Origin of the sequence: Actinacidiphila oryziradicis, assembly GCF_005047355.1 — a bacterium.
In the GTDB taxonomy this organism is placed as follows: domain Bacteria; phylum Actinomycetota; class Actinomycetes; order Streptomycetales; family Streptomycetaceae; genus Actinacidiphila; species Actinacidiphila oryziradicis.
Genome location: NZ_SUMC01000259.1, coordinates 1 through 3,512, shown reverse-complemented (window position 1 = coordinate 3,512; position 3,512 = coordinate 1). Strand labels below are relative to the sequence as shown.

Here is a 3,512-nt window from a genome sequence, read left to right as displayed (position 1 = left end):
AGTCGACGCTGACCCGCGACGACACGCGGGCAAATCGCCAACACCACCCAAAGGACGAACCGGGCCGAATCACCAACCCCAGCCGATCACCCCAAGCCGGCGCGCGCACGTGAATGATCGAGGACAGCGCCCACCGCGATCGGCGGATCTTCTCCATCCGGCGCCCGGTCACTGCTCCGATCCGGGACGCATAGACGTGCGCGGCAACTTCGGAGAGCACCACCCACAGCAACGGCATCGTGCCGTGCGCGACCTTGGCCGACACCGAATAACCGGCGGCGATATTGAGCCAGCACGTCACTGCGGTAAGTCCCCAGGGCACGAACCGCACCCAGCCCAGCGCCATGTCCGTCCGGATCAGCAACAAATTCACGGCGGTGAAGACCGGGATAGCCAGATCGATCCCGATCGGCAGCATCCTCGGATTAGCGAAGCCCCAGCGGGCGCCCGCCGCCGACACCGTGTCGAAGGACGAGGCCAGCCCCAAACCGCCGACACCGACCCCGAGCACAGCGACAATGCCGAGGAGCGCCTTCTCCGGACCGGCGAGCGGCGGTACCCGCCGCTCGGTCGCCCCATCGGCGGCCGTCATCCGGCCACCGCCGCACCGGTCATCCGCTCCTCGATGGCGAGGCGCGAAAGCTCGGCCAGCAGCCGCCGCTCAGCGCGGCGGAGCCGCCTCGTATCGAGCGGCGAAAGCGGGTGGTGCATGGCGGCGATCTGTGCGTCGAGCAACTCGATCTCCGCCCGTATGACGGGCATCTCGCGTTCGATCACGGCGAGTTCCTCGGTCGTCGGTTCACGGTCCGGTGCGGAGGCGGCAACAGCCTCATGACCAGCAGCGATGTACCGCACGGGTCTACCTCTCTGTAGTGGGAGACGGCCCTTGGGGCGGCTGCTCTCCGGGCAAGGACTGGCAGCCGCCCCGACGCGTCCCATGGACCCCACGTCAAGTGACGAGTGGTCATGACCCCTGGCGCGGCGTGGGTGGCGCGCCAGGGATCAAAAGCACTCGTGGTTCTTCAGCACGCTCTTGAGTTCTCAAAGAACAGCGGTCACGGCGGTACAGGGCGCGCGACAACGTCGCCGCTCCCGGTGCCTCCGGCCATCTGAAGCAGTAGCTACGGGATGACTTCCACCCGTAGTACGGGTTCGGGACCCAAGAGTGCATCCCGTAGTACGGGTTGTCAACCCAATCGTTTTCAGGGACTCTGGTGTCCCAATCCGGAGACGAATCGTCCACAGACCAGACCGGCCAGGATGGGCACGGTCATCGGAGGAGCCACATGCCGCCCGAGAAGGCGCCGGCCAAGTACCGGCAGATCGCCGACCACCTGCGCAAAGGCATCCTCGACGGCACCTACCCCGCAGGCCAGCCGTTGCCCTCCGAGGAGATCCTCGCCAAGCAGTTCGGCGTCACCCGCCCCACCGTGCGCCAGGGCATCGCCGAGCTACGGGCCGCCGGCCTGGTCGAGGTCATGATGGGCCGGGGCATGTTCGTCCGCTCCCCCCACTCCCGCCCCAGCCTCACCCGCCCCCGGGGCGTCCGCCGCACCTCCGAGGGTCGCTACGTCGAGGCCGACGGTCTCCGCTGGGACGACGCCGAGGAACCCGTAGCCACCCGCACGGACGCCCCCCTCGCGCTGGCCGACTTGCTCCGCATCCCGCCCGGCGAACCCCTCTACACCTACGACGCCTTGCAGACCGCCGACCGGGGCCGCCTCCGCCAGCTCCACCGCACCTACGTGCCGTTCTCCGTACTCATCGACACCAAATACGAGGACCAAGCCCCCCCGCCGGCCCCACGCTTGTACGCGGCACTCGCCGAACTGGGTCACGAACTGCACTTCATCGAGTACCTCCGCCCCCGCATGCCCCTCCCAGACCAGGCCCACGCTCTCCGCCTCCCCGACGGCGTGCCCATGTTCCACGTTCTCCGCGTCACGCTCGATGAGACCGGCAGGCCTCTGGCCCTGGAGGAGTTCCACCTCCCCGGTGACGATCTAGAGCTCGCCTATCCTCTGCTCGACACAAAGTGAGCAAGTACATGTAGGCGATAGGCAGGACGCCGCCAGACTGAGTTACAACCTTCTCTACGGATTTCAAGGCACCCGGCTGCGCTACCGCTCCGCCGGGCGCGTCCGGCTCCCGGCCGCGCTGCGCTCCTACCTGCGGCCCGCTCCGCGCCGCCGTCCGCCGATCGCACCCGCAGGTAAACCCGGGACCTTAAGGCGAGACCCGACGGAGCGGGGCAGTCGGCTACGTCAGGCCAAAGCACATGCCTCCGGCGGGGGCGCTCAGGCTCCGGGGTGGCAGGCAACCGGCCGGCGCCCGCAGGAGCATTGTGGCTGACGCGGGGAGCTGCCATCCCGTCCGCCGACGCCCCAGGCAAAGCCGAGCAGCCTTGCCCACTGGTGTCCAGGTCGTTCGTACAGTAGCGCGCTCCACCTGGACACCAGTGGGCAAGCCCGCTCCACGGTGTGTGGGACGACGGCAGACGGGATGGCAACAGGGACAGTTGTGGTTCCTGCCGGCACCGACGCACTCTCTCTGCCGCCTACCGAGTGTCGGTCAAGCGCCGCAAAAAGCGTCGCAAGACAGAAAGCAGTTCTTGCGGGTCTTCGAGCGCTTCAACAGGAACGCGATCCACGAAGGCAACCCCCGCGTCACGCAGGAGATGCTCGCGCGTCGTATCAAGTGCCTTTCGTGCGTTGTGATGGGGGCCGTCGATTTCTAGAACTCCAACCCGCCCCTTATAAGTGACAATTACATCGGGCTCCCATGTCCTGCCAGAAACACGGCCGTTACTGAGCGGGAAGATGCCAATCGTCTCCTCTCTGGGGAGAATCTTCTCTTGGATATGCTTCAAGGCTTGGTAAACGCGCAATTCTCCAGCGTTGGTGAAGGATAGATGATCCTCAACCCAGCGCTTCTCTGCAGTCCGAAGGCGTCTTGCCTGGTTAGTGGGCCGCTTCCCCTCGGCAGCCTCTCGGAGCAGGTCGCGCCAGTTAGGCCCAACCTCCGGTATCACTTCGCGAACCACCACCCAGTTGACTCCGTAGTCCAGGCGATTGGACACCTCCGTGCAGACTTCTTTCAGCTTGTCGACGACGTCCGAAGTGAAGGCGGCTCGATCGCTGGGATGGACTTCTAGGATGAGGTCGTTTTCATTATTCCCGTCCCATTCCAGGCGCGACTCTTCAACCAGAAGTATTAGGCGCGCCGCGTCAAGATCTCCTCGACCAACCAGCAATGCTCCGATGTTCCCGAGAAGGGAGTCCGCTTTCAACCTGTCCTGCTCTTCTTGGGAAATTCCGGGCTGATTAATGAGCTCTTTGTAGCTAGTGGAGCCGCCGTTGATCGCGCCACTTTCGCCCGAAGAGGGACTAGTGTCTCGTGATCCTGCAGTCGTTACTTTGATCGATGGGGCTCGTTGGTTCTGGCATGGAGCTCTCTGTGGAACAGACCGCTGAGTTGCGGGAGTTGGTGAACAGTCGCGACGTGCCGGCTGT

Annotated in this window: 4 protein-coding genes; 1 reads left to right on the top strand and 3 read right to left on the bottom strand. The window is 65.2% G+C overall.

Features of this window, described 5'->3' with window-relative positions; translation table 11 throughout:
• On the bottom strand, nt 1-592 hold a 592-nt coding region (locus tag FCI23_RS54665), incomplete at its 3' end, for a DUF2637 domain-containing protein (protein ID WP_136731625.1).
• Complete coding sequence (locus FCI23_RS54660) at nt 589-855, bottom strand: DUF6284 family protein (protein ID WP_136731624.1); 267 nt, start codon at nt 853-855, stop codon at nt 589-591. The genes FCI23_RS54660 and FCI23_RS54665, both read right to left, overlap by 4 nt.
• A 431-nt stretch (nt 856-1,286) precedes the next feature.
• On the opposite strand from FCI23_RS54660, the gene FCI23_RS54655 reads away from it, so the two are divergent.
• Nucleotides 1,287-2,039 (top strand): GntR family transcriptional regulator, encoded by a 753-nt coding sequence (locus FCI23_RS54655; RefSeq protein WP_136731623.1) that lies wholly within the window; start codon nt 1,287-1,289, stop codon nt 2,037-2,039.
• Between the two features lie 518 nt (nt 2,040-2,557).
• Here FCI23_RS54655 and FCI23_RS54650 read toward each other — a convergent pair.
• Nucleotides 2,558-3,289, bottom strand: coding sequence for a hypothetical protein (locus FCI23_RS54650; protein WP_246144923.1), 732 nt, complete (start codon nt 3,287-3,289; stop codon nt 2,558-2,560).
• Nucleotides 3,290-3,512: the final 223 nt, after the last annotated feature.